The 23310-nt window shown below is 45.9% G+C and carries 32 protein-coding genes, 2 tRNA genes and 1 pseudogene; 31 read left to right on the top strand and 4 right to left on the bottom strand.

Annotated elements, in window-relative coordinates; translation table 11 throughout:
- Positions 1–45: 45 nt before the first annotated feature.
- On the bottom strand, positions 46–1029 hold the full coding sequence (locus M1L66_RS32245) for a ComEC/Rec2 family competence protein (protein WP_187023736.1): 984 nt from the start codon (positions 1027–1029) through the stop codon (positions 46–48).
- A gap of 254 nt (positions 1030–1283) precedes the next feature.
- On the opposite strand from M1L66_RS32245, the gene M1L66_RS32240 reads away from it, so the two are divergent.
- From M1L66_RS32240 to M1L66_RS32175, 14 genes are all read left to right on the top strand, one after another.
- Positions 1284–2576 carry an O-acetylhomoserine aminocarboxypropyltransferase/cysteine synthase family protein gene (locus tag M1L66_RS32240; protein WP_187023737.1) on the top strand — a complete coding sequence of 431 codons (1293 nt, stop codon included), beginning with the start codon at positions 1284–1286 and terminating at the stop codon, positions 2574–2576.
- A 171-nt stretch (positions 2577–2747) separates the two neighbouring features.
- On the top strand, positions 2748–3128 hold the full coding sequence (locus M1L66_RS32235) for a MazG family protein (protein ID WP_187023738.1): 381 nt from the start codon (positions 2748–2750) through the stop codon (positions 3126–3128).
- Between the two features lie 170 nt (positions 3129–3298).
- Positions 3299–3574 carry an HU family DNA-binding protein gene (locus M1L66_RS32230; RefSeq protein ID WP_002605179.1) on the top strand — a complete coding sequence of 92 codons (276 nt, stop codon included), beginning with the start codon at positions 3299–3301 and terminating at the stop codon, positions 3572–3574.
- A gap of 3 nt (positions 3575–3577) precedes the next feature.
- Complete coding sequence (locus M1L66_RS32225) at positions 3578–3817, top strand: RNA-binding S4 domain-containing protein (RefSeq protein ID WP_002605178.1); 240 nt, start codon at positions 3578–3580, stop codon at positions 3815–3817.
- A gap of 60 nt (positions 3818–3877) precedes the next feature.
- Complete coding sequence (gene yabP, locus M1L66_RS32220) at positions 3878–4162, top strand: sporulation protein YabP (protein ID WP_002605177.1); 285 nt, start codon at positions 3878–3880, stop codon at positions 4160–4162.
- A gap of 18 nt (positions 4163–4180) precedes the next feature.
- Entirely contained in the window at positions 4181–4543 is a 363-nt protein-coding gene (gene yabQ, locus M1L66_RS32215; RefSeq protein WP_187023740.1) for a spore cortex biosynthesis protein YabQ, read from the top strand.
- A gap of 20 nt (positions 4544–4563) precedes the next feature.
- Positions 4564–4887, top strand: coding sequence for a septum formation initiator (locus tag M1L66_RS32210; RefSeq protein WP_055659179.1), 324 nt, complete (start codon positions 4564–4566; stop codon positions 4885–4887).
- 116 nt (positions 4888–5003) lie between these two features.
- Positions 5004–6416, top strand: a complete 1413-nt coding sequence (locus tag M1L66_RS32205; RefSeq protein ID WP_055659177.1) for a SpoIIE family protein phosphatase — start codon at positions 5004–5006, stop codon at positions 6414–6416.
- A gap of 242 nt (positions 6417–6658) precedes the next feature.
- Entirely contained in the window at positions 6659–8047 is a 1389-nt protein-coding gene (gene tilS / locus M1L66_RS32200) for a tRNA lysidine(34) synthetase TilS (RefSeq protein WP_434689775.1), read from the top strand.
- Positions 8040–8567 carry a hypoxanthine phosphoribosyltransferase gene (gene hpt, locus M1L66_RS32195; RefSeq protein ID WP_055659174.1) on the top strand — a complete coding sequence of 176 codons (528 nt, stop codon included), beginning with the start codon at positions 8040–8042 and terminating at the stop codon, positions 8565–8567. Before tilS ends, hpt begins: the two co-directional genes overlap by 8 nt.
- A gap of 12 nt (positions 8568–8579) precedes the next feature.
- On the top strand, positions 8580–10400 hold the full coding sequence (gene ftsH / locus M1L66_RS32190; protein WP_187023742.1) for an ATP-dependent zinc metalloprotease FtsH: 1821 nt from the start codon (positions 8580–8582) through the stop codon (positions 10398–10400).
- Between the two features lie 442 nt (positions 10401–10842).
- Positions 10843–12906 (top strand): glycoside hydrolase family 13 protein, encoded by a 2064-nt coding sequence (locus M1L66_RS32185; protein WP_187023743.1) that lies wholly within the window; start codon positions 10843–10845, stop codon positions 12904–12906.
- A gap of 181 nt (positions 12907–13087) precedes the next feature.
- Positions 13088–13169 (top strand) — tRNA-Tyr (locus tag M1L66_RS32180).
- A gap of 3 nt (positions 13170–13172) precedes the next feature.
- Positions 13173–13258: transfer RNA gene (locus tag M1L66_RS32175), tRNA-Leu, on the top strand.
- Positions 13259–13832: 574 nt separating this feature from the next.
- Here M1L66_RS32175 and M1L66_RS32170 read toward each other — a convergent pair.
- The 3 genes and pseudogenes from M1L66_RS32170 to M1L66_RS32160 all read right to left on the bottom strand — a co-directional run.
- Positions 13833–14765 (bottom strand): annotated as a pseudogene (locus M1L66_RS32170) (recombinase family protein); the annotation flags it as partial.
- 149 nt (positions 14766–14914) lie between these two features.
- The gene (locus M1L66_RS32165) at positions 14915–15373 is read right to left on the bottom strand and encodes an NINE protein (protein ID WP_434689770.1); all 459 of its coding nucleotides are present in this window, start codon (positions 15371–15373) and stop codon (positions 14915–14917) included.
- A gap of 442 nt (positions 15374–15815) precedes the next feature.
- Entirely contained in the window at positions 15816–16217 is a 402-nt protein-coding gene (locus tag M1L66_RS32160; RefSeq protein WP_434689768.1) for a helix-turn-helix domain-containing protein, read from the bottom strand.
- 149 nt (positions 16218–16366) lie between these two features.
- Here M1L66_RS32160 and M1L66_RS32155 point away from each other — a divergent pair, with 149 nt between their 5' ends.
- The 17 genes from M1L66_RS32155 (at position 16367) to M1L66_RS32075 (ending at position 23296) form a co-directional block, all read left to right on the top strand.
- Entirely contained in the window at positions 16367–16528 is a 162-nt protein-coding gene (locus M1L66_RS32155; RefSeq protein WP_434689765.1) for a hypothetical protein, read from the top strand.
- Between the two features lie 339 nt (positions 16529–16867).
- On the top strand, positions 16868–17023 hold the full coding sequence (locus M1L66_RS32150; protein WP_320954270.1) for a hypothetical protein: 156 nt from the start codon (positions 16868–16870) through the stop codon (positions 17021–17023).
- Between the two features lie 48 nt (positions 17024–17071).
- The gene (locus tag M1L66_RS32145; RefSeq protein ID WP_320954271.1) at positions 17072–17296 is read left to right on the top strand and encodes a hypothetical protein; all 225 of its coding nucleotides are present in this window, start codon (positions 17072–17074) and stop codon (positions 17294–17296) included.
- A gap of 88 nt (positions 17297–17384) precedes the next feature.
- Entirely contained in the window at positions 17385–18089 is a 705-nt protein-coding gene (locus M1L66_RS32140; protein ID WP_434689762.1) for a DUF6291 domain-containing protein, read from the top strand.
- A complete protein-coding gene (locus M1L66_RS32135; protein ID WP_434689760.1) occupies positions 18086–18622 on the top strand; it encodes a replicative helicase loader/inhibitor in 537 nt (178 codons plus the stop codon). Before M1L66_RS32140 ends, M1L66_RS32135 begins: the two co-directional genes overlap by 4 nt.
- Positions 18615–18851 carry a hypothetical protein gene (locus tag M1L66_RS32130; RefSeq protein WP_434689757.1) on the top strand — a complete coding sequence of 79 codons (237 nt, stop codon included), beginning with the start codon at positions 18615–18617 and terminating at the stop codon, positions 18849–18851. Before M1L66_RS32135 ends, M1L66_RS32130 begins: the two co-directional genes overlap by 8 nt.
- Positions 18852–18862: 11 nt before the next feature.
- Positions 18863–19030 carry a hypothetical protein gene (locus M1L66_RS32125; protein ID WP_434689754.1) on the top strand — a complete coding sequence of 56 codons (168 nt, stop codon included), beginning with the start codon at positions 18863–18865 and terminating at the stop codon, positions 19028–19030.
- Complete coding sequence (locus M1L66_RS32120) at positions 19005–19259, top strand: hypothetical protein (RefSeq protein ID WP_434689753.1); 255 nt, start codon at positions 19005–19007, stop codon at positions 19257–19259. Before M1L66_RS32125 ends, M1L66_RS32120 begins: the two co-directional genes overlap by 26 nt.
- 9 nt (positions 19260–19268) lie before the next feature.
- Positions 19269–19745, top strand: coding sequence for a sigma factor-like helix-turn-helix DNA-binding protein (locus tag M1L66_RS32115; RefSeq protein WP_434689750.1), 477 nt, complete (start codon positions 19269–19271; stop codon positions 19743–19745).
- A gap of 10 nt (positions 19746–19755) precedes the next feature.
- The gene (locus tag M1L66_RS32110) at positions 19756–20004 is read left to right on the top strand and encodes a hypothetical protein (protein WP_434689748.1); all 249 of its coding nucleotides are present in this window, start codon (positions 19756–19758) and stop codon (positions 20002–20004) included.
- A complete protein-coding gene (locus M1L66_RS32105; RefSeq protein WP_434689745.1) occupies positions 19988–20149 on the top strand; it encodes a hypothetical protein in 162 nt (53 codons plus the stop codon). The genes M1L66_RS32110 and M1L66_RS32105 overlap by 17 nt, the downstream gene beginning before the upstream one ends.
- A 420-nt stretch (positions 20150–20569) precedes the next feature.
- Positions 20570–20869: a hypothetical protein gene (locus M1L66_RS32100; RefSeq protein ID WP_434689742.1), complete on the top strand. Its 300-nt coding sequence runs from the start codon at positions 20570–20572 to the stop codon at positions 20867–20869.
- Between the two features lie 22 nt (positions 20870–20891).
- A complete protein-coding gene (locus tag M1L66_RS32095; RefSeq protein ID WP_434689740.1) occupies positions 20892–21248 on the top strand; it encodes a hypothetical protein in 357 nt (118 codons plus the stop codon).
- A 436-nt stretch (positions 21249–21684) separates the two neighbouring features.
- Entirely contained in the window at positions 21685–21846 is a 162-nt protein-coding gene (locus M1L66_RS32090) for a hypothetical protein (RefSeq protein WP_434689738.1), read from the top strand.
- 136 nt (positions 21847–21982) lie between these two features.
- Positions 21983–22378 carry a hypothetical protein gene (locus tag M1L66_RS32085; RefSeq protein ID WP_434689736.1) on the top strand — a complete coding sequence of 132 codons (396 nt, stop codon included), beginning with the start codon at positions 21983–21985 and terminating at the stop codon, positions 22376–22378.
- Positions 22379–22413: 35 nt separating this feature from the next.
- Positions 22414–22791, top strand: coding sequence for a hypothetical protein (locus M1L66_RS32080; RefSeq protein ID WP_117630692.1), 378 nt, complete (start codon positions 22414–22416; stop codon positions 22789–22791).
- Between the two features lie 310 nt (positions 22792–23101).
- Complete coding sequence (locus M1L66_RS32075; protein WP_207749196.1) at positions 23102–23296, top strand: helix-turn-helix domain-containing protein; 195 nt, start codon at positions 23102–23104, stop codon at positions 23294–23296.
- The last annotated feature ends 14 nt before the right edge of the window (positions 23297–23310 follow it).

Here is a 23310-nt window from a genome sequence, read left to right as displayed (position 1 = left end):
AAAATAAAAACGGCCTGTCAGCTTCATGGCGACAGGCCGTTTTGTTTAATTGATTATCTGATCGCCGTCCTTGATGCAGTAATTGACACGCACGCCCAATTCCTCCATCCACTGACGGGTCTCCAACGTCTTCCAGTCCCCGCTTCCGATACCGCCGCCGTTGTCATTGTCCCAGAGCCACTGCGGGCAGGGCCATAAGGCGATCTGAGGATTGATGGCCGCGTAGACATCGCGGTTTACGCCGTACTGTCCGTGATGGGACATCTGTACGATATCGCTCTTAAGCTCGGCGGGCGTGTGCTCGTTCATTAAGAGCTGTCCGCCTTCCGGTCCCAAGTCGCCCAGAACCAGGATGCTGACGCCGTTTAAGTAAAACTTAAAGACGACGGAACTGTTGTTAACAGAGGTGGCATCCAGGAGGTACGGATCATTCATGACGACGGCCCGGATATCCCCCAGCTGTATTTCCTGGCCCTTGGTGATGTCGCCGTGAAGCTTCTCCGGCGGAAGCTTTGCCAGGGCGTCCCGAAGGCTCACCACGAAGTCGCCGCGTCCGGAACCGTGGGTATCGTACCATTCCTGGTCTGTGAATTTATAGTAGACGTTGTCAATGGTGATCTGGCTGTCCGGATTATTTAAAATCTCAATCAGGGCGCCTGCATGGTCGGAATGGGGATGGGTGATGAACCATCCGGAGACATGGCCTCCCTTGGAGCGGATCACATCGAGTAAATGGGCGGAATCACTGTCCCAGCCGCCGTCAATGACGACGAGAGTGCCATCCTTTGACTGCATGACCATGGACAGCATCTGACGGTTGCCGTGGTCAGCCAGCAGAGACAGGCTTCCGCCGTCAAAGAGCTGGCTTCCCGGCCCGATGGACAGTTTGGAAGAAAACCCCATACGCTGTATGGCCGGCTGTGCTTCCGTTCCTTCTGCGGCCACGGGCTGTCCGATAAAGCCGGTCAGTGCAATATTTAAAAACAGAATTCCCGCGGCTATTTTTTTCCAGATATTAAATGATTTCATGTTTCCCTCCGGTTTCTTTTTTGACTATCCCTTATTATATAAGATCGTCCCCGTTTTTAACAGGTGGAGGCGTGAATTGTCAGGAAATCTTCAGAAATGGCGAAAGCTGCCGCTGTTTTTTTGGAAATTATTTCAAAAAAAGATTGACAGACGGCGCAGCCTCCTGTACAATAACACGCAATACATAGTAAAGAGATATGAATACTATGAATCGAACGTGTTCCGCATGAGGAACGGGGAAAGGATGGATGCATATGTCAGAGAAAAAGAAATTGAGGTTTGAAACATTACAGATCCATGCCGGCCAGGAGGAGCCTGATCCGGCCACAGGGGCCAGGGCGGTTCCGATCTACCAGACCACGTCGTATGTATTTAAGAACTGCAAAGAGGCGGCGGACCGTTTCAGCCTTTCGGCTGCAGGCAATATCTACGGACGCCTGACCAATCCCACAGAGGATGTGCTTGAACAGCGGATCGCGGCTTTAGAGGGCGGCAGCGCGGCGCTTGCCGTGGCCAGCGGAGCGGCGGCTATTGCTTATACCTTTCAGGCGCTTGCCAGGGAAGGCGATCATATTGTGGCGGCTTCCACCATCTATGGAGGCACCTACAATCTGCTTGCGCATACGCTGCCGGAATTCGGCGTGACGGCCACCTTTGTAGATCCCGACGAGCCCGGGGCGTTTGAGCGTGCCATTCGCCCCAATACAAAGGCCGTCTTTATCGAAACGCTGGGAAACCCCAATTCCAGCATCATCGATATGGAAGCTGCGGCCGCTGTGGCCCATGCCCATAAAATTCCCCTGATTGTGGATAATACCTTTGCTACCCCGTATTTGTTCCGCCCGCTGGAGCACGGGGCTGATATTGTGGTACATTCCGCAACCAAATTTATGGGTGGTCACGGTACTGCGCTGGGAGGCGTTATCGTGGAAGGCGGAAGCTTCGACTGGGAGGCATCAGGCAAATTTCCCAGTCTTGTGGAGCCGAATCCCAGCTACCACGGCGTCAGCTTTACGAAAGCGGCCGGACCGGCGGCCCTCGTGACGAAAATCCGCGCAGTACTTCTGCGGGACACGGGTGCTACCCTGGCGCCTCTGCACGCGTTTTTACTGCTTCAGGGACTGGAGACGCTGTCATTGCGTGTGGAGCGCCACGTCTTTAACGCTGTCCGGGTTGTGGAATACTTAAATGCGAATCCCCACGTAAAGAAGGTAAACCATCCATCACTCTCCGACAGCCCGTACCATGAACTCTACAACCGGTATTTTCCGGAGGGAGCCGGTTCCATCTTTACCTTTGAGATAGAGGGCGGGGCGGAGAAGGCAATGGAATTTATCGACCATCTGAAGATATTTTCCCTTCTCGCCAATGTGGCCGACGTAAAATCCCTGGTGATCCACCCGGCCAGCACCACACACGCCCAGATGACAGAGCAGGAACTTGCGGCCAGCGGCATCAGGCCGGAGACCATCCGGCTCTCCATCGGAACCGAGCATATAGAAGACATTATTCAGGATCTGGACCAGGCATTTGCTTGTGTTTTCTGACAAAAAAGCGTATAATTTTCTGGTATAGGAAATCATTTTCGGGCCGGATGGAGCAGCTGCCCATCCGGCCCGGATTATTTACGCCGGCGGCGAGCCAGACGGACGTGTCCGCATGGCCTCCGGCGGCATGCCCCGCTTTATCGGGGACTGTTAATAGAAGGGGGAATACAGATGTATTCATTTGAGGATCTGGTAAGAATTACGGCACAACTCCGCTCGGAGCACGGCTGTCCCTGGGACAGGAAGCAGACTCATGAGAGCCTGAAGCCATGTTTGAAAGAGGAGAGCGAAGAGGTATTTGCGGCCATTGACAATCACGATATGGAGAATCTCTGTGAAGAACTGGGGGACGTGCTGTTCCAGGTGCTGATGCACAGCCGGATTGCAGAGGAAAATGGTGCGTTTACGATGGACGATGTGGTAAACGGCATCTGTGAGAAGATGGTAAGGCGCCATCCTCATGTATTTGGCGACGCGAAAGCGGCCACTCCAGAGGAAAGTCTGGAATTATGGAATGAGATAAAACGCCAAGAGAAGCTGGGGAAGAAATAGAATAATTGTTTCATAAAAAGCCGTTTTTATGCACAAACTATTTTTAAGGGCAAAGCCAATAAAAAGGTAAAAAACCTTGACAAAAACAGGAGAAACAGCTATAAATGATATAGTATCGTATTAACGAGAAAAATCGTAGTTAAATACTACATTCTAGGAGGAAGATATCAATGAACAAAACAGAATTAATCGCAGCAGTAGCAGAGAAGGCAGAACTGTCCAAGAAGGATGCAGAGAAGGCAGTAAAGGCTTTCACAGATGTAGTATCTGAAGAATTAGTAAACGGCGGAAAAATCCAGTTAGTTGGTTTTGGTACATTTGAAGTTTCTGAAAGAGCAGCAAGAGAAGGAAGAAACCCGAAGAGCGGCGAAGTTATGAATATCCCGGCTTCCAAGACACCAAAATTCAAAGCTGGCAAGGCATTAAAGGATATGGTGAACGCATAATTCATGAGACTTGATAAGTTCCTAAAGGTTTCCCGGCTCATCAAGAGAAGAACTGTGGCTAATGAAGCCTGCGACGCAGGCCGCGTGGTCGTGAATGATAAACCGGCGAAGGCTTCCTTAAACGTTAAGGAAGGCGACATCATCGAGATTCATTTCGGGACAAGCTCTGTAAAGGTGGAAGTCCTCGATGTAGCGGAGACTGTAAAAAAGGATGAAGCGAAAGAGCTTTATCGCTATATTTAACAGGAATAAAGAGGCGCGCCTCCTAATATACTTTAGACAGGTATATTAGGAGGTTTTTTAATGGAAGAGAAGATGAATATCCGCCCGCATAAGCTTACACTGGAAAACAGAGGGGCCGGAACCGTTACGGGGATCCGGGAGGTCGTGTCGTTCGATGAGAATCAGGTGGTGCTCGATACCGATTTGGGGCTTCTTACTGTCAAGGGGAAGGACTTGCATGTCAGCAGGCTTACCCTGGAAAAGGGAGAGGTGGACTTAGACGGCACCATCGACAGTTTAAACTATTCCTCCAACGAGGCCTTAAGAAAGTCCGGAGAATCCCTGTTTACCAGATTATTCAAATAAAGAGCCTAAAGGAGTCCTATGAGCGTCCATATTGTATATGAGGTGAGACTTCTGCTCTACAGCTTTGCCACGGGCGCAGGGCTTATGATGACGTATGATTTTTTAAGGATCCTTCGCATCTTCATTCCTCACCTTCCCGTCATCGTGGGCGTGGAGGACATGGTATACTGGGTCTACGCGAGCCTGGTGACATTCTCCCTGCTGTATGAACAGAATGACGGAGGCTTAAGAGGATACGTCATCGCAGGTGTCTTTATCGGAATGTTTTTATACGACCGGCTGATCAGCAGGTTTTTTCTAAAGTTCTTGAAAAATACATGGAAATATCTTAGAATGAAGCTAGACAAGTGTTTCCGCCGCAGAAAGAAACGGCAACGATAGAATAGCTGGTGATAAAGAGAATGAGTAATTTGGGAAAATCGAGGAGAAAACGGAAAGATAAATGGGGCAACCGTATGGCCCTGATCGGAATCACCTTTGTGGTATTCAGCCTGGCAGTCATCGTTACGGTCAAGGGCGCCTCCTTAAAGGACAAGGAACTGGAATACCAGATTCGTGAGGAGAATTTAACCGCTCAGAGGGACAAGGAGCTGGAACGCTCAAAGGAACTGGAAGAGTACCGGATCTATGTCCAGACGAAGCAGTACATAGAAGAGGTGGCGAAACAGAAGCTGGGACTGGTGAATCCTGACGAGATTCTGTTGAAACCGAAAAAAAAAGAATGAATCCTGTCGTAATATTTTTGGGACAGGGTGTTAAGATTTGACAAATATTTCCCTCCAACCTGTATATAATGTGCGTTAGGAACAGTATGCATAAAAACAGGCAGGAGGGAATTTTTGTGTTCAGACGTAAGGCGGAGCATCACGATATGGCTGATGTGAATGTATATACAGCGAAGAGATTAAACGACATGGCAGGCTCCCTCGGAGAGCTGGCCAGAGCATGTACAGATGAATTGTCCGCCGGACAGGGACTTACGAAGGAAGATGGGATTGCGGCGATGCAGACAGCCGCAGCCATGGTATGCGCGGGCTGCAACAAGTGCAATATCTATTCCAGCCAGGAACAGGAAAATAACTACTATCTGTATTATCTGATTCGCTCGTTTGAGCAAAAAGGAAATCTGGATTACGGGGACATGCCCCGCATGTTTCTCGAGACCTGCAAACACCGGGACGAGTACGTGGACCAGTTAAACCGCAGTCTCGGAAAAGCAACGATGAATTTAGCCTGGAAGAACCGGTTCCTGGAGAGCAGGGATGCGGTCATCATCCAGTTTAAGGAGCTTGCCGTTATCCTGGAGGAATTCTCCCACCAGATGGAAAAGGCGGTGGACATTACCCAGGATAAGGCGGACGCGGTGGAGAAGGAATTCAAGCGCCGCCACATTATCATTGAAAAAATGCTGATTCTGGAGTATGAGAACCACCAGAAAGAGGCATTCCTCACCATGCGGACCGGAAATGGGCGCTGCGTGACTGCCAAGGAGGCGGCGGAGCTGCTGGAGGAAGCCATGGACGAAAACGAGTGGTGTGTCGCCCACGACGGCAGAAACTTAATCACGAAGCAGCCGGCCACGATCCGTTTCGTGGAAAAGGGGCGTTACCGCATGGTCTACGGCGCCGCCCGCGCCATAAAGACAGGGGAGGCCGTCTCGGGGGATAACTACAGCTTCAGCCAGATCATGCCCGGCCAGGTGATCATGAGCCTCTCCGACGGCATGGGAAGCGGTGAAATAGCGGAGGAAGAGAGCCGTCAGGTTATAGAGCTGACAGAGAGGCTCCTGGAAACCGGTTTTTCCGCCCGAGCCGCCTTAAAGCTTGTCAACACGGTGCTTCTTCTGACCGGCAACGTGCAGCATCCCGCGACTCTTGACTTAGGATGCATCGACCTACATACCGGAATCCTGGAGGCTATGAAGCTGGGGGCTGCGGCTACCTATATACTGACTCCCAGCGGAGTGGAGCTTCTGGAGGCCGGCGAGGTCCCCATGGGCATCTTAAATCCGGTAGAACCGATTCTTCTCTCAAAAAAACTGTGGGACGACAACCGTATCATCATGGTCAGCGACGGCGTCTTAGACGCCCTGCCCGGTGAGGACAAGGAACTGTCACTCCTGGAATTCATAGCCGGAATGCCCATAAAAAATCCACAGGACATGGCCGACCGCATCCTTCTCTTCGCCCGCTCATTCAACGAGTACGTGGGTGACGACATGACCGTCTTAACTGCCGGTATCTGGGACCGCTGACGGTTTAGGGGATCTGTCTGTGCCATGCGGCAGTCGTTGTCTGCCGGCCCATACGAATTCAGAAGGCATGTACCCTGCGCCTTCTGAATTTGTTACAACCGTCATCCGATCCTCCCATACGCCTCCATACAATCCTCCCGTTTAAAATTTCCAGTCAACATTTCGAGTCGGACTTTCACGATTTTCCTCTTTATGGTATATTTATAATTATACCGGGAAAAATCTACAAAGGCGGTGTTACCATGCACAGAAAAATACTGGAAACCATCAGGGAATTCATCCGGGAGCACGGTATGCTCGTCCCAGGCGACCGCGTAATCATAGGATTGTCCGGCGGCGCGGATTCGGTGAGCCTTCTGATGATCTTAAGCGAACTGAAGAAAGAACTGAACATAGAGCTTTTCGCGGTCCATGTCCACCATGGGTTAAGGGGGAAGGAGGCGGACCGTGACAGCGCATACGCACAGGAACTGTCAGAGAATCTGGGAGTGCCTTTTGTTTGTGTGCACGCGAACGTGGCAGAGTACGCCCGTGTGAACGGAGTCTCAGAGGAGGAAGCGGGAAGGCATCTGCGCTACCAGATTCTGGAGGAACAGCGCCTTTTTTGCCATGCGGCGAAGATCGCCGTGGCTCATCACGCGGATGATCAGGTGGAGACTGTGCTCTATAACCTGTTCCGCGGAAGCGGCTTAAAAGGGCTCGGCGGGATGAGGCCGGTGCGGGATGCCGTCATACGGCCTCTGCTTTCGGTAACGAGAAAAGAGATTCTTGCATATCTGGAAGAAAAAGAGATATCATATTGTGAGGACTCTACAAACAGCGGGACGGATTATATCAGGAACCGCCTGCGCCATGAGATCATTCCCGCTGTCAGGGAACGGATCAACGAGGGGGCGCCATCCAATATCCTGCAGGCGGCAAAGACGGCCGCGGCCGCGGATGCCTGTTTTGAGAGGACCGCAAGGCGGATTCTGGAGAGCGGCGGCATCCGGGAGAGACGGGAGGACGGCGGCGTTATTTCCATTGGAATTTCTGCGGAGATATTAAAACAGGAAGAGTCCATTGTCCGTCAGTACGTGATCCGGCAGATGATCGGAGAGACGTATCTGTCTTTAAAGGATATTGCCTCCGTCCACGTGGAGGAGGCCGAAAAGCTTCTTTTTAAGCCGGTGGGACGGCAGATCCAGCTGCCGGATGGGGGATATGCCCTACGGACCTACGAGGAATTGTGGATAAAAAAAGAGGAAAAAAAGCTTTTTTCCCAGAGCGGCGGCGAAGAAACCGGAATAACGCCCGTTATGACGACATTTCCTTACAAAAAAGGGCAGGAAATTCCCAAAAACAGGTATACGAAATGGTTTGATTATGATAAAATCAATAGTGCGCTCTCTGTGAGGTATCGGGAAACCGGAGACTATATTACGCTCGCCGGCGGCGGCAGAAAGACAGTCAAATCGTTTATGATCGATGAAAAGATTCCGAAGGAAGAACGCGGTAAGATTCTGCTGGCGGCGGACGGATCACACATTCTCTGGATCATCGGATACCGGATCAGTGAATATTATAAAATTACAGACGATACTCATACAGTACTGCAAATACAAATAGACGGAGGAAAAATTGATGAATGATAAGATACGTGTATTGTTATCGGAAGAAGAAGTAGCAAAGAGAATCAAGGAGATGGGGGAGGTAATCAGCAGTGATTACGAAGGCAGACCCCTTCATCTGATCTGCATCTTAAAGGGCGGAGTGTTCTTTACCTGCGAGCTGGCAAAGAGAATCAGCCTGCCGCTGACCCTGGATTTCATGTCTGTATCCAGCTATGGCGCAGGCACCGTATCCAGCGGAATCGTAAAGATCGTAAAGGATTTGGATGAACCGATCGAGGGAAAGGATGTATTGATTGTGGAAGACATCATCGATTCAGGCAATACGCTTTCTTATCTGATTGAAGTCCTGAAGCAGAGAAACCCGAGAAGCATCGAGCTGTGCACCCTGCTTGATAAGCCGGAACGCCGTGTGAAGAAACAGGTTACGGTTAAATACACCTGCTTTACCGTACCGGATCAGTTCATCGTGGGATACGGTCTTGATTATGACCAGAAATACAGGAATTTGCCGTATATCGGAGTAATAGAACAGCAATAAGGAGGCAGCCCGTTGAAACAACAGCAACCATTTAGAGGGTTAGGTCTCGTTCTGATCCTCGTGATCATGCTGATCGTAGCAAGCATGTTTCCGAGACAGAATGAGAAGATCAGTAACCAGGAATATATGAAGGCCATCGAGGATGGCAGCGTAGTCGCAGCGACTATCAAGCAGAACCAGCAGACGCCCACCGGCCAGGTCGTGCTGATTATAAGCGACGGATCGGCGGAACAGGCCAAAGTCGTGAATGTTCCGGACGTCATTGCAGCACAGGAGCTGCTGGACAGGAACGGAATCGTCTATACCACGGAGAACGTACCCCAGGAGAATTATTTCCTGACCATCGTTCTTCCGATTATCCTGACTGCCGTGGTTCTCGTTGGCATGTTCATGCTGATGAACGCCAGAGCGGGATCGGGAGGCGCCAACGCCAAGATGATGAATTTCGGCCGCAGCCGGGCGCATCTGGCCAAGGACGCCAATAAGGTCAACTTTGGAAAGGTCGCCGGTCTAGAAGAAGAGAAGGAAGAACTGGCCGAGGTGGTGGACTTCTTAAAGAATCCACAGAAATACACCAGTGTCGGAGCGCGTATCCCCAAGGGCATTCTGCTTGTGGGCCCTCCGGGAACCGGTAAGACGCTGCTCGCAAAGGCGGTGGCAGGGGAGGCGGGAGTTCCGTTCTTCTCCATTTCGGGTTCCGATTTCGTGGAGATGTTCGTCGGTGTCGGCGCATCGAGAGTCCGCGATTTATTTGAAGAAGGCAAGAAACACGCCCCCTGTATCATCTTTATCGACGAGATCGACGCCGTTGCCCGCCGGAGAGGTACCGGTATGGGAGGCGGCCACGATGAGAGGGAGCAGACCTTAAACCAGCTGCTGGTCGAGATGGATGGATTCGGTGTCAATGAAGGCATCATCGTCATGGCGGCCACCAACCGTGTGGATATTTTAGACCCGGCCATTCTGCGCCCGGGCCGGTTTGACCGGAAGGTCGGAGTGGGGACGCCTGATGTCAAGGGCAGAGAAGAAATCTTAATCGTTCATTCCAAGGAAAAACCTCTGGGAGAGGATGTGGACTTAAAGCGTGTGGCACAGACCACATCAGGGTTTACAGGCGCTGATTTAGAGAATCTGATGAATGAGGCAGCCATCAACGCAGCCCGTGATGACAAGAAGTTTATCAACCAGGCGGATATTAACAAGGCATTTGTAAAGGTTGGAATTGGCGCGGAGAAGAAGAGCAAGGTCATCTCCGAAAAGGAGAAGAAGATCACCGCTTACCACGAGGCCGGCCATGCGATTCTGTTCCATCTGCTTCCGGATGAAGGACCAGTCCATACTATTTCCATCATCCCTACAGGCATCAGTGCGGCGGGTTATACCATGCCTTTGCCGGAGAGCGACCGGATGTTCAACACAAAGGGAAAGATGCTGCAGGATATCATGGTGGATTTAGGCGGCAGAATCGCAGAAGAACTGGTCTTCGGTGATATTACCACCGGCGCATCCCAGGATATTAAGCAGGCGACAGCGACGGCCCGTTCCATGGTGACTCAGTACGGTATGTCTGACCGGGTCGGTATGATTAATTACGACAATGACGGCGACGAGGTCTTCATTGGCCGCGATCTGGCTCACACTAAGAGCTACGGCAACGAGGTTGCCAATGCGATCGACAGCGAAGTGAAGCGCATCATCGATGACTGCTACACCAAGGCGAAGGATATCATCATGAAGCATGAGGATGTACTTCATTCCTGTTCCCAGCTTTTGATTGAGAAAGAGAAGATTGGCCAGCAGGAGTTTGAAAGCCTGTTCCCGGCAGAGATTTAATGGCAGCATAGCTGCTATGTCATTCAATATGCAGATGCCCGGTAAAATGCCTAAGATTGGCGCCGGGTGCCTGCATTTTTTTGTCTGTAAAATGGGGGGGAATCAAAAATGACGGAAAAATAGGAATGAAAAAAATGATGTTTGTGCACACTTATTTCTGAAAGCATGATATATTATTAATCGTAAACCCCCCCAATACATTATATAGTTTTTGCTACACCCCATAAGAAACGAAATACCTTCTCCAAAAAACGGTCAGCTCCCCCGCTGACCGTTTTTTATTTCAGCAGGAAAGTGATCCCGGGGAATACGGAAAAGGTTGGAAGAAAACGAGGGATTGGGCATGAAAAAATGAAGAAACTAAGAGCCCACGGGGTTGTATATTTAGGCCTGATCAGATAAAATAGATACAGGAGTAAATGAGAAAGGGAAGGATAACCGTATGTGCTTCCAGGCAGAGGCGTTAAACAGAGAGGCGTTATTTACCGACGAGACAGAAAATTTCCGGTTTCCCACAGAGCCTTTAGAAGGAGACGACGTATACTTACGTTTCCGAACCGCAAGGGATAATGTGGATTATGTATATTATATAGAAGATGGCAGCAGGAACGAAGCCATTATGGAGAGGTCAGACTCCGACGGTTTATTTGATTACTATGAACATAAGATTACAGTCGGCAGGGAAAGACTCAGCTACAGCTTTAAGGTGGTAAAAGGCAGCGAGACCTGTTACTACAACCGGCTGGGGGCGACGATGGATAATCAGGAGTGTTTTCATTTCCGGATTGCTCCGGGATTTAGCACCCCGGACTGGGCCAAGGGCGCCATCATGTATCAGATCTACGTGGACCGGTTCTGCAATGGCGATCCGTCCAACGATGTCGTAGATAACGAGTATTTTTATATAGACCAGAATGTCATGCATGTGTCGGATTGGAGCAAATATCCCAGTCAGATGGACGTGGGCTGCTTCTACGGCGGTGACCTGCAGGGTGTATGGGATAAGCTGGATTATATTCAGAATCTGGGTGTGGATGTCATCTATTTCAACCCGATTTTCGTGTCACCATCCAACCACAAGTATGACTGCCAGGATTATGACCATATTGATCCGCATTACGGCGTAATTGTAAAGGACGGCGGAGAGCCGCTGAAGAGCGGGTCCGCCGATAACCGCCAGGCGACCAAGTATATGATAAGAAGCACGGCAAAGGAGAATTTGGAGGCCAGTGACGCGTTTTTTGCACGGTTTGTGGCTGAGGTTCACCGCCGGGGGATGAAGGTCATCCTGGACGGAGTGTTTAATCACTGCGGATCCTTTAATAAATGGCTGGACGGAGAACTGCTTTACCAGATGTCCGGCGACTATGAAGCTGGGGCGTATGTCTCGGAGGACAGCCCGTACCATACATTTTTTAAGTTCTATAAGGATGACGCATGGCCCTGCAACGATTCCTACGACGGCTGGTGGGGCCATTCCACGCTGCCGAAGCTAAATTATGAGGAATCACCGAAGCTGTATGAATACATCATGAAGATTGCCCGTAAATGGGTTTCTCCGCCTTACAACGTGGACGGCTGGAGACTTGATGTCGCCGCCGATTTAGGCCACAGCAGCGAGTACAACCACCAGTTCTGGCGGGATTTCCGGAACGCGGTGAAGGAGGCCAACCCAAAGGCGATCGTGCTGGCAGAGCACTACGGCGACCCCTCCAGCTGGCTGGCAGGAGACCAGTGGGACACCGTGATGAACTATGACGCGTTTATGGAGCCTGTAACCTGGTTTCTGACAGGCATGGAGAAGCACAGTGATGAGAGTAATCCCAATCTCTACGGGGATGGGGAGAGCTTTTTCCGCTCCATGAATTACCATATGAGCCGGATGATGACGAATTCCATGATGGTGGCCATGAACGAACTGTCCAACCACGATCACTCCCGTTTCTTAACGAGGACGAACCGAATGGTGGGACGGATCAGCACGAAAGGGGCCAAGGCTGCTTCCGAGGGTGTGAACTACGGCGTGTTCCGTGAGGCCGTATTGATCCAGATGACCTGGCCGGGAGCGCCGACCATCTACTACGGCGATGAGGCCGGAGTCTGCGGCTGGACAGATCCCGATAACCGGAGAACGTATCCGTGGGGCAATGAGAATCTGGAACTGATTGAATTTCATAAATATATGACGGGGCTTCATCACCGGATCGCCGCTTTGAGACGCGGCTCCTTAAAGCAGCTGCTGGCAGGAAGGCAGCTGATCGCATACGGCCGGTTCTGCGGCGACAGCGTCTGTGCCGTGATCGTCAACAACCGGGCGACGGAGCGGGATGTTCAGCTTCCGGTATGGCAGCTGGGCCTTTCGGACGGAGATACGCTGGTACGCCACATGCTGACGTACGAGACAGGATACAATGTGGGCAGAATCAGCTATGAGGTCGCAGACGGTCAGGTATCGGTCTTTATGCCTGCTAACAGCGCGATACTGCTTGCGACAGACCGGGTATAGACCAGGGCAATTTTAAAACACGCTCTAAACTGGTCCGGCAGAGACGAAAAAGGCCGGGCCAGTCAGAGCGGGATGTCCGAATGGAAGAAAGAGGATGAAAAAATAATCGCGCAGCCGATGAAAACTGCTTGATTTTTTATGCTCTCTGTGATAAAATAATCACTGCTTGTCAAAGCATTTTGGATGGTTTCCCGAGTGGCCAAAGGGGACAGACTGTAAATCTGCTGCAAATTGCTTCGGTGGTTCGAATCCACCACCATCCATATGCCGGCGTGGCGGAACTGGCAGACGCACAGGACTTAAAATCCTGCGGGCCTAATCGCCCGTACCGGTTCGATTCCGGTCGCCGGCACTTGAGTAGGATCAGACGAACACGTTTGATCCTCTTTTTTTGCTCTTAACGCATCATCAAGCTGAGCTCTGATTTCCGCACGATGTCCGCTCTCATCATCACAGAAGTTATACACAATGATAGCATAGTCATTGTGAAGATAAATTGAGTTGACAAAGGTATTAATCAGCCGTATCTTAAACTCTGTGCTGTCAACGTCCTGATCCCTAAATTTATTGAGCCAGTACTCTACCATCTCCTCTGTGAGTTTCGGGCGTTTGATTTCTGCCTTGGCGATACAGATTTTGAGTTCTTCCTTACGCTCTTCTAAGGCCATCATACGCTCTTTCGTTGTATCAGTGATAATTCCCATCTCTACAGCATTAACAAGGTTATTTAAGCCTTTCTGTACGTCTGAGAGCTGCTTTCTGAGTGACTGCATCTGTAATTCCTGTGCATCCGAGTTCTGAATTTCGACAACCTTTTTAGCCAGATAATCAATGGTATCCGGATGAAGCACGTTATCAATAGTCTGAGAGACAATAAAATTCTCCAGATCAGTTTTACGGAATGTAGATTTTGCACATTTTACTCCCTTGTTTTTCCTGGAAGAGCACTTATAGTAATAGTGGCTTGCTCCATTCCGGCTTGTCCCAGATTCCCCGATGATCGGCCGCTTGCAATATTCGCAAAAAATCTTTCCAGTGAGAAGGAACTCCTCCGGAGCAGTGCATCGGCTCCTAGATCGGTTGCGGGAATTCATTTCAAGTATCATTTGGACTTTCCCCCACAACTCCATATTTATAATGGGGTGTATCACATCATTAACAACAATATCGCCGTAACGGTATATACCTATATATTTTTCATTCCGCAGAATAAAGTATATGGTATTATTTTTAAAGGGATCTCCCTTGGCATTAACTACACCACGGGTATTAAGGTCGGTAGCTATGGCCTTTGCTGTCTCTCCGGCAGCATACCGCTCAAAAATCTCAACAACGATAGGAGATGTTACTGGATCTACAACATATTTCTTATTAATTATCTTATATCCAAGCATCGGATTACCTCCCAGTGCGTGTCCTTTAAGCATGGACTCTCTCAGCCCACGTCTAACCTTTTGCGACAATTCCGCAGAGTAATATTCAGCCATGCCTTCCAGCAGTGATTCTAGTATAATCCCCTCAGGGCCATCCGGAATATGCTCTTTCGCATAGAGCAGCTTCACGCCATGTTTTTTCATTTTGACTTTGTTCATGGCGATCTCCTCGCGGTTCCTGCCAAAGCGATCCACTTTCCATACAATCACAGCAGAAAACTGATGGCGCTCGCAGTCCTTAATAAGCCGGTTGAACTCGGTGCGGTTTTCAAAGTCTGTACCTGATATATGGCGGTCTATGTAAGTATCTATGATGGTGATATCGTTCTTTTTGGCATAGTCACGGCAGTCTCTTAACTGCCCTTCGATGGATTGTTCATTCTGGCCGGGTCCGGCGCTGTAGCGTGCGTATATTACTGCGTTCACTGTATCATTTCCTCCTTTAAATGTTGTGTATTTCTTTACAGACAAGTCGCGAAATGATACAATAGAAGTGCACTTTTATATCGTATCGGCATCTTGCCGGTATGTCACTTTTTGCCCTCTGTGTTACCAGCACAGGGGGCTTTATGTAATCAGTTATTTTCAATATATTTCAACTCCATAATCAAAAAGATAAGTGCAATAACTGTAAATACCACTGTTAATATAAATAAATAATAAGATATGTAACATAACAAAGTGCTATATACCGAAAATGTTATCATTAAGAGCATATTAAAAAGAGGTTCCTTATCCTTGTTCAAATTATCTGGAGATATTTTTTTTCCATCTGCATCTTCCACAAAGTTTTGACAAATGCAAAAGAAGTCTACACCTAACATCAAAAAATCAGCACCAAATGCAATACCAGCCCATGTCAGATTAATTGGAACGAGGCATAGTCCTACAACTAACATTGCAGCCATGGCAAGGCCTGTCCATACTTTTTCCATGTAAAACCGATGCATGCCTATTATGCCTCCAATTAGGCAGAGAACTCCTGTTTTAAAATGACTTTTTTTACTCACATCATAAGCACTATAATATGACATTATATTTCCCTCCTAAATAATTTATTAATAGAACGAATGTTCTTTTTGGGGTTGATTTTTAGCCTTAATAGTTATATAATTTTTATAGAATAAAAGGAACAAATGTTCGATTGCGTTGTCCCACAATGTATCATGCTTCCTTTCCCGAGTGTTTGATACATGGCACTTTGAATATTTGCGATTTATTTGCAACTAATTGGAAAATAATGGCAATTGCCAGATTTTTCCACATATTATTTTGCATAAAATGCACAAATTTAATGGCTATATGCTATAATATATGTATAGTACATACATACGGCAGATGTTCTCGGAAAGGGAGGTACATATTTATGATTCTTATGGACTATAAAAAAATGTTACATGAATTAGTAGATACACTTGATAATATTTCTGCTAGACGCATATATCAGTTAGCAATGGGGGTATTGGGGAGGAAATTCTAATCCTCCCTAGATTCATTGCTTCCCCTGGCTTCTTTTAAGCAGCCTTCGAACTGATTAAAAATATAATCCCACTTATCATCAGGCACACTATAAACCATTTCAACCAAAGCGGATAACACCGCTTTTTTTTGTGCTGTTCCTTTTCCCATTACATATCCAAAATGATTAAATGCTATGTCTGTAGCATCTAATTCGTTAAACATCTCACCAGTACCGGTTCGTAACCATTCCTCATTAACATTAAATTCTCTACACATGGAAACAATTATTGCATCTATAGGCGTATTGCGTCCTGTTTCATAATTGGCAAACGAGTTTCTCTTTATTCCTATTCTATCAGCAAATTCTTGTTGGGTTAATTCTAACGCTTTTCTTAATTGTTTTATTCTGTCTTTCATTTTCACACCACCTCTCTTCTGTCTTTTATTATAATACAAAAATGTGCTAACGTCAACAAAAAGTGCTAACAACAACAAAAAAAGTATTGACAAGAGTGCTGACAAGACTTATAATGGTGCTAACAACAACAAGAAAGGGGTGAAGCTACATGAAAGATCATAGAGGAGTACCAGAAACTAAGGAGCAAAAACGTCTTGAGCAATTACGCTATATTGCAGATCATTGGGATGAGCTCCCAGAAACATTACAGTGCCGTTTCGATGGACAGGTTCAAACCGTAAGAGATTTTCTTATGCAGAAAATAAACTGACTGGTGCACGTTGATAATCGAGGAGGTGAGAATAGAGATGAAACACAGAATAGTTATAGTACCTGAAAGACCACTATCTAAAGAGCAACGACGAAACTTCAAAAAAGAAAATCCGGGATATAAACTTGACTTTATGTCCAGGTACCCCAGCTTTCCATTATTTGTTTCAGTAATTTCGTTATTGCTTGTAATATGTAAGCCAATTCTGAACGATATGCTCCTGAAGTTTATCCATAGTTAGCCTCCACATTTGTACTTGGCCCTGCATGGCCTGTACTTAGATTATAGGAGATCTGTAACTAAATGGCAATATATGGAGCATGAAAGGATGTGATAACAATGATTAAAGTGAATATAGAACGGATACCGGAAAGCGCTACAAACCCAATGGCAAGATCACTTGGCGAAATTATCAAAGCTTACTTTGAGGTTCCTGAAAATATGAAGGAATTTGAAGAGTGGAAGAAAAGCCAGGAAAAGCAGGCGGCGGGGTGATCGCGGCGCTGGAATCCATTATATTATGTCTGGCAATGAGGTGATGGAATGAGAAAAGGAGATATCGAAAAAGTCATTGACTCGTTGGACAAGCCGTATATGGAGGCACGACGATCAATAAGCTATTTACTTGGCAGGTTTGGACGGGAAGCAGAGATCAATCCACGTATTTACAGTTCGGCTGACCTCGCAAAGTTATTCCAGGAATTAGAAAACCTTTCAAAAAAAGACGAAACCCCGGCTGCGGACACAGCCAGGGAATCAAGTAACTAAAAAGTATATTGACACCTTAATTATAAGAGGTGTCGCAGAAAATATCAAGGAAATTTTATAGGAGTGATGTGGAAGGTGGTTAAAAACCATGAAAAACAGCTTTGTAATGTATACAGACTATATGGAACAGGTATCCATGCTTTCACGTGAGCAGCGTGGCGATTTATTCACAGCCATAATGGCTTATGCCAGTAATACAGAGCTTCCAAATATGGACGGTGTAACAATGATGGCATTTTGTTTTATACGTTCGCAAATGGATCGAGACCGAAGCAAGTATCAGGAAACTATAGAAAAGAGGCGAGAAGCAGGGAAGCAGGGAGGAAGACCAAAAGCAAATGGTTCTGATGAAAAAGCAAAAAAAGCAAATGGTTTTTCCGAAAAGCAAACCGAAGCAAAAAAAGCTGATAATGATAATGTAAATGAGAATGATAATGTAGATGTTAATGTAAATGATAATGAAGATGAGAATGAAAAAGAAAAAAAGAAAGGTACTAACGTACCTAAAGAAAACTCTCGTTTCGTTCCTCCTTCCGTGGAGAATGTGATTGAATATTGCCGCGAGAATGATTACAGATACGTTGATGCAAATCATTTCGTAGATTTTTACATTTCAAAAAACTGGTATGTCGGAAAAAATAAAATGAAGGACTGGAAAGCCGCAGTCAGAAATTGGCAGAGGCAGGAATCAGCAAAACATAAGCCCTATCCTCAATCGGCAGCGACTGAAAAGCAGGAAGCGAGCCGAGGAATGATGTATGACTGGGCTGTGTCGAAAGGAGAGGATTTATGAACGTGAAAGAATTTGCAGTATTTGCCGACAGAATAAAAACGGCTTTCCCGAAAGACTACATACTGTCAACAAAAGAGCAATTAGATTGGTGGTATGAGTTACTGGGAGATATTCCGTTTCCTGCGGCAATGGCGGCACTTAAAAAATATGCACTGTCAAATAAGTTTCCACCAACAATATCGGAATTGCGTACATATGCAGCGGACCTAATGGAAAATAGAATTCCCGATGCAGATGAGGCATGGGGAGAAGTCAATAAAGCAATCAGACGGTATGGGTACATGAATGAGGCGGCCGCTCTCGATAACTTTAGCGATCCAGTCAGAAGAGCCGTAGAAAATATAGGCTGGCAGAATATATGTCAGTCCCCATATGAGCAGGTGAACACGCTGAAAGCACAGTTCCGCGGCGCATATGAGGCAGAATATAGGCGGTCATTAGAAATTCATAAGATGCCGGAACGCCTGAAATTGGAGCAATCAGAAATAGTCACAAAAGCTGCCTTGCCGATGAAGGAGAGAAGCAATGAATGAAGATGTTGCAAGGGTACTCGCCTGGTACCGGGTAGGTGTTGAAAGGCGCCTGGGAAAGGATATGAGTGATGAGCAGATAGCAGAACGTCGGAAGTATATTAGGACTATGCTCCGAAATGTGCCAGGCTGGGATAATATCACCGATGAGCAGGTTGATAACATCCGGATATATCGGTTTGATGACGACTGGTATATTGAGGACACTGATTTCTATGAGTATAAATTCTAGGAGCGTCCAAAATGGATAAACGTGAGTGGGTGGAACATAACGTCTGCCGGTTTTGTCAGGCAAGGGCTTACCACTCCTGCGGTTGGGTAAGCTGCCTTCCGGCAATAGAAGCGGCAGAGACATATTACGATGAGCATAAGAGGGAGATTGAAAATGAAAATGGGATTAAGAAGCATTAATGAAAGTCTTCGGGAGGCAGTGGATATACCAGGGAGTATATGTATTCCTCTGGAGGAATTTGATACCGAAGATTTGAATCGGCTGGCATTAATGGCTCTTGATAATGGGGTAGAAATCAGGATACATAAGGAAGAATCGAACTTTTCACAGAAGGTACTTGTTTCACTCCAACGATTCGAAGATAGATATATTGATCCACAATTAAAAAAGATTAGATATCTGGAATAGGAGGAGAAGATGGGAGAGGAATTTATAAAACTTATTTCTGATGCTTTTAGCAATACAGAAGAGTGGGCAGCAATAGAAGAATCAGAATTCATGACCGAACGGGAAAAAGAAGTTATTTTGATGTATTACAGAGATAAAAAAAGCCCGACAGAAATTGCAGCGGATTTAGAGTTAAGCAGACAAAGAATACATCAGCTTAGAAATTCAGCGTTAGCTGGAGTAAGAACGACGTTATCAATGGTCTGTATGCCGGACGTGATGCAACGGGAATATGTTACCAACGTTACAGAGTTTGATGATCTATCGATAAGAAGCAGAAATGCACTTATGAGAAATAAATTAACAACGCCTTACGAGATTGGTAACTATATAAAAAAACAAAAAGGTATGGCTCCTGAAGAAGCAATTATGAAATTGCGCAACGTAGGAAGAAAATCCGCAGTAGAAATATGTGGCTTTTTAAAATCAAAGAGGTTAATGGTATAGGGAGAAAACTATGAAAGAGCGTCATAAGCAGATTAGAGATTACATAGTCCAGTACACCATAGCCCACGGCTGGCCGCCCTCAATACGGGAAATCGGGGAAGGTGTAGGGCTGGAGAGCAAGAGCAGTGTACACCTGCATCTTAAGCAGATGGCGGACGATGGGATCATCAAGATGGTGCCAGGGCAGCCGCGGTGTGTAACGGTGCCGGGGTTGGAAATCTCATGGAAAGGAGATTTTGAAGATGAAGAAGCCGATTAACTGCGAGGATTGCGACGAGTGCGTATACATTGCAGAGGGAGACTACTACTGCATGTTGGAAGAGCCGCGGCAGGTGTTGGAGGATTTTCTGGTACCGACGGCAGAATATAACTGGTGCCATAGGTCAAAAAATAGTAAGAAGTAATGAAGATACATTAAATTTGAGTTGATTATACAATTGATATACGTTAAATTAACTGTATATAATTGTATAAACCGAGAAAATAACCCGGAAACTTAATAATTTAGGAGGGTGATAGCATTGTGTGACATCTTAGGATATAAAAATTTCTGCTCTGCATGTAAGGGAAGCCGGAAAGAGAATGGCGAACTGATATGCAGAGCAGAAGATGGAAGATTTTACGGACTGCCAGTAAAGCAGGTCTTAATGGCTCCGTGTATGAAACCAAAAATTAAAGGATGTAGCGGTGAGTGCGACTACTGCGAATATGCGGATACATGTGAGCAGAGCGGATACCATGAAAATTAATATTTAGTGAATGAACAGTTTGCAAATAAATAGCCAAAAGTAAACAGAGCATACGGAAAGATGGTGATATGTAAAATGGCAGACTTAAAAAAACTTGCTAAAGAGTTCGATATGAATATAAATAGTTTTGCGGCAGCCATGGGATATACTAGACAGGGGATCTGGAAGATAATAAAAGAAAAACGGGTGCAGCCAATGAGAATGATTGCGGCCTTACATCATATGAAAGTGATTAGCGATTCGATGTTGGAGAATGATATCGAAATGGCGAAAGCAAAAGCATATGATCGGGAAAAAGGACTGATCGATATGGCGGAACTTTGTGGTCTGAATTGGAAGCCTAACAATTGTGTGGATTCGATAGAGGAAAATTAAGTATTAAGAAAAGAGGAATAACATGGGTACAATAAGAAATCGAATGGTAATAGTTCATCATTTCAATCGGAATATTATCGAAATGATGAGAAAGGACGCTATAGAACATTTTCAGAAACTTATAACAGAAGATGATCCGGATACAAATTATAAAGTATCTGAATGCATGGCAAGCCCAGTATTATCAAGTCCTATAAATGGTGAGTTTTCATTTGTTGTAATGGGTGATTGTTCAAAATTAGGTTGGAAAACATCAGAATTATTTGAAAAAGGAAGATCTGAATGGGTGAGACGTTGGAGAGAAAGCGATGATTCGTATTTAGTACTTGTAGCAGACTTCGGAGAAGACTACGATGCTTTTATTGAATCAGAAACTTAAAATTTCCGGGATTATAGGAGAAAGGAACTCAAATGGCAAATTGTAATAACTGTATCAAGAATAATGATTGCTGTAGTATGGGAAAAATGTCTGGATTTTGTGGAGGTTATTCACCAGCAGCGGTAACTAATAGAGAGTATTTTTTTGTGAAAGGCTAATAGCAGACACAATTATGCTGCTGACATATGACAATCACCCGCGCGAGGAATGCAGATTGTTTAAACAGACCCTAAAAGAAATGACTAGCCATGAGATTATAGCGTGGCTTGATGCCGAAAGAGATAGACGTTTTAGCTGGTAAACAGAATTAGCATTTAATGGGCGCCGGGCGTCCAGCATGGTGCAGAAGGGTTCAAGTCCCCGAACTGACGGGTTCGACTCCCGCCAGTGCAAGGCGCAAAACCATGCATATTAAAATTTCCAGAAGGAGGATACCATGAGAAATGCAGATCGAATAAGAGCAATGACAGATGAAGAACTTGCGTGTTTTCTGGCCCGAGTAGATGCAAAACTATATCGGGACGATCTGGACGTTGTAGCGTATCGATCGGATCAGGTAGCGGACTCTTTGGAATGGCTTGAGAGACAGGTATCTTAGCATTTAGTGCAACCGAACGCACTGTAAAAACATAAGGGACGTATTGAGCCTGGTTTCTCTCCTGTTTGCGGTCAGATGAGGGTGTAAAATCAGAAAACCGCTTTTGTAAAAATTAACATTGTGGAGGATAAGGAAAATGAAGAAAACAATAAAAGTAGCAGTAATGATTATAACAATGATGATGGTATTGACTATCGGAGGTTGCAGTGAAGCGAATAGGGTCTCCTCAAATTTAGCATTAGAGGCTGATAATTTTAATATCGTGAGGCAAGTAACGGTAATTAACTGCATACAAGGAGATGTATTGTTCCAATTGACTGGAAAAATATCAATCACGAAAGATAATGCAGATAACCAACTCGAAATTGTCATTGAAGATGATGGCGCATATAAGAAGGGGATTTTTGGATTAGCAGATAACGTCACTTATACAGTGATCGACTTGGAAAATGTTGGTGTTTCTAAATACAAATATACGCTTAATTACAATCCGAATATGTGGATTCCCATCGAATTTAAAAATATTGATTAATCTGAGAATTAATATTTTGCAGAGAAAGGAGACTTATGGTTTCGTCCGAATTTAATAAAAGAAAAGAAATTCTGAGTAATTATTTTCGACATCCTCGCTGGAGTTATCATGGTGAGGACGACTGGGAATTTGAATATTACAAGGGAAAAAGAAATATGCAAGAACTGGAAGCGGCTTTAAAAATTGTATTTGGTGATGAGTATACAGTTTATGATAAGCGGTGGTTCAGAAATAATGATGGTGAAATAGTCGGAGCAACTATTTTGTGTGGTTTCTATGTTGGTGCAGATTTTAATGGATTCAACCAGGGAACCGAAGGATGTGATTGTTATGTTTCTTTTAATCTATGCAGATATGGATTTTTCTATAACCAGAGTAGCAATTTAGAATATTTAAAAAATCAGTTAAACTGATATTTCATCAAGTTAAAAAAATGAAACACGGAGGAATGAAAAAAGCTACCCTGATAAGGGGATATCAGGGTAGCCAAAGGACTATTTCACACGAATAGTCTTGGTGGTTGTTCTGGTACTGTGACCGTTATTCACAGTAGTGCGAACCTGGATATTTCCAGAACTTGTAGTTCTGGCAGTAGAGTTAATACGAACTCTTATTGTTTTACCCATACGCGTACCTCCTTTCATAATCTCGTACCTCCCTGTGGTATGACGAACGGACGTTCACCACAATATATAGTATAGCAGAAGGGGATAAATAAAGTCAATGATAAATTTAGGAAAAGTTTTGCAAAGTGAAAGAAGAAAACAGAAATTGTCACAGCAGAAGCTTGCTGACATGGCCGGAGTAACCAAAAGAGCGATTGCTTACTGGGAAAATGGTACAAAAAGTATGAGTGTAGAAAGTGCAGATAAAGTATTCAAAGCGCTTCATGTTACTGTAAAGATAGGTGAACTATAGTTCACTAATCGATC

Source organism: Hungatella sp. SB206 (assembly GCF_051132295.1).
Taxonomy (GTDB): Bacteria; Bacillota; Clostridia; order Lachnospirales; family Lachnospiraceae; genus Hungatella; species Hungatella effluvii.
Note: the sequence above shows the minus strand (reverse complement) of the source record. Positions and strands in the feature narration are given on the sequence as shown.

Coding starts and splice junctions, on each gene's coding strand:
- hpt (WP_055659174.1), top strand. CDS start 8,040: ATGAATGATAAGATACGTGTATTGTTATCGGAAGAAGAAGTAGCAAAG.
- M1L66_RS32245 (WP_187023736.1), bottom strand. CDS start 1,029: ATGAAATCATTTAATATCTGGAAAAAAATAGCCGCGGGAATTCTGTTT.
- M1L66_RS32125 (WP_434689754.1), top strand. CDS start 18,863: ATGGATAAACGTGAGTGGGTGGAACATAACGTCTGCCGGTTTTGTCAG.
- M1L66_RS32210 (WP_055659179.1), top strand. CDS start 4,564: ATGAGTAATTTGGGAAAATCGAGGAGAAAACGGAAAGATAAATGGGGC.
- M1L66_RS32150 (WP_320954270.1), top strand. CDS start 16,868: ATGATTAAAGTGAATATAGAACGGATACCGGAAAGCGCTACAAACCCA.
- M1L66_RS32105 (WP_434689745.1), top strand. CDS start 19,988: ATGAAGAAGCCGATTAACTGCGAGGATTGCGACGAGTGCGTATACATT.
- M1L66_RS32155 (WP_434689765.1), top strand. CDS start 16,367: ATGAAAGATCATAGAGGAGTACCAGAAACTAAGGAGCAAAAACGTCTT.
- M1L66_RS32080 (WP_117630692.1), top strand. CDS start 22,414: ATGGTTTCGTCCGAATTTAATAAAAGAAAAGAAATTCTGAGTAATTAT.
- M1L66_RS32115 (WP_434689750.1), top strand. CDS start 19,269: ATGGGAGAGGAATTTATAAAACTTATTTCTGATGCTTTTAGCAATACA.
- M1L66_RS32095 (WP_434689740.1), top strand. CDS start 20,892: ATGGGTACAATAAGAAATCGAATGGTAATAGTTCATCATTTCAATCGG.
- M1L66_RS32145 (WP_320954271.1), top strand. CDS start 17,072: ATGAGAAAAGGAGATATCGAAAAAGTCATTGACTCGTTGGACAAGCCG.
- yabQ (WP_187023740.1), top strand. CDS start 4,181: ATGAGCGTCCATATTGTATATGAGGTGAGACTTCTGCTCTACAGCTTT.
- yabP (WP_002605177.1), top strand. CDS start 3,878: ATGGAAGAGAAGATGAATATCCGCCCGCATAAGCTTACACTGGAAAAC.
- M1L66_RS32130 (WP_434689757.1), top strand. CDS start 18,615: ATGAATGAAGATGTTGCAAGGGTACTCGCCTGGTACCGGGTAGGTGTT.
- M1L66_RS32165 (WP_434689770.1), bottom strand. CDS start 15,373: ATGTCATATTATAGTGCTTATGATGTGAGTAAAAAAAGTCATTTTAAA.
- M1L66_RS32090 (WP_434689738.1), top strand. CDS start 21,685: ATGAGAAATGCAGATCGAATAAGAGCAATGACAGATGAAGAACTTGCG.
- M1L66_RS32240 (WP_187023737.1), top strand. CDS start 1,284: ATGTCAGAGAAAAAGAAATTGAGGTTTGAAACATTACAGATCCATGCC.
- M1L66_RS32140 (WP_434689762.1), top strand. CDS start 17,385: ATGAAAAACAGCTTTGTAATGTATACAGACTATATGGAACAGGTATCC.
- M1L66_RS32075 (WP_207749196.1), top strand. CDS start 23,102: ATGATAAATTTAGGAAAAGTTTTGCAAAGTGAAAGAAGAAAACAGAAA.
- M1L66_RS32225 (WP_002605178.1), top strand. CDS start 3,578: ATGAGACTTGATAAGTTCCTAAAGGTTTCCCGGCTCATCAAGAGAAGA.
- M1L66_RS32160 (WP_434689768.1), bottom strand. CDS start 16,217: ATGAAAGACAGAATAAAACAATTAAGAAAAGCGTTAGAATTAACCCAA.
- tilS (WP_434689775.1), top strand. CDS start 6,659: ATGCACAGAAAAATACTGGAAACCATCAGGGAATTCATCCGGGAGCAC.
- M1L66_RS32235 (WP_187023738.1), top strand. CDS start 2,748: ATGTATTCATTTGAGGATCTGGTAAGAATTACGGCACAACTCCGCTCG.
- M1L66_RS32120 (WP_434689753.1), top strand. CDS start 19,005: ATGAAAATGGGATTAAGAAGCATTAATGAAAGTCTTCGGGAGGCAGTG.
- M1L66_RS32185 (WP_187023743.1), top strand. CDS start 10,843: ATGTGCTTCCAGGCAGAGGCGTTAAACAGAGAGGCGTTATTTACCGAC.
- M1L66_RS32110 (WP_434689748.1), top strand. CDS start 19,756: ATGAAAGAGCGTCATAAGCAGATTAGAGATTACATAGTCCAGTACACC.
- M1L66_RS32085 (WP_434689736.1), top strand. CDS start 21,983: ATGAAGAAAACAATAAAAGTAGCAGTAATGATTATAACAATGATGATG.
- M1L66_RS32100 (WP_434689742.1), top strand. CDS start 20,570: ATGGCAGACTTAAAAAAACTTGCTAAAGAGTTCGATATGAATATAAAT.
- M1L66_RS32135 (WP_434689760.1), top strand. CDS start 18,086: ATGAACGTGAAAGAATTTGCAGTATTTGCCGACAGAATAAAAACGGCT.
- M1L66_RS32230 (WP_002605179.1), top strand. CDS start 3,299: ATGAACAAAACAGAATTAATCGCAGCAGTAGCAGAGAAGGCAGAACTG.